The organism is Vibrio sp. 2-Bac 85 (assembly GCF_037546705.1).
Taxonomy (GTDB): Bacteria; Pseudomonadota; Gammaproteobacteria; order Enterobacterales; family Psychromonadaceae; genus Psychromonas.
In genome coordinates this window covers 1-505 of the sequence record NZ_JALAAB010000059.1, presented here as the reverse complement: position 1 = coordinate 505, position 505 = coordinate 1, and the positions used below count along the sequence as shown (strand labels likewise).

The 505-nt window shown below is 41.8% G+C and carries 1 protein-coding gene; it reads right to left on the bottom strand.

Features of this window, described 5'->3' with window-relative positions:
* The coding region (locus MT390_RS19740; protein WP_499442917.1) for a transposase at positions 1 to 505 on the bottom strand (505 nt) is incomplete at both ends.

Here is a 505-nt window from a genome sequence, read left to right as displayed (position 1 = left end):
TACAACATAAGCGCCTCCAGCCTGGTCAATCTCATCTAAATATGACAGCTTAAAATAACCTCGGTCAGCCAGCAATAGCCTACCTGCTAATGCGTCGGCATCGGGTAGAAAGTCATACTCCGCTTGACTATCAGGACTGATAGAGACTTGTTCAGGATAGCCTTTCAATACGTCCCAGCTAACATGAACCTCGATGGCTGCAGGGCTAATTTTGGTAAAGCGACCTTTGAAAATATCTTTTAAGCTATCGTGAACAGCAAAAGAGCTACCATCTTGTAATACGATACCTTTAAAGGCTGATAACTCAACTTCAGTGCCAAGTACTTGTTGCTGCCAATCATTGACTGCAACCCCGATTAACTCTTTTATCAGTCCAACAAATTCCGGTTTACTCAGCTGATTATGAAAAGGCTTATACTGCACATCCGTTTCAGTTAACTTTACAAAATAGCGATGTAAATCCGTGACCGTATCGACTGACTTATCACCTAAAGCAGTGATTAAT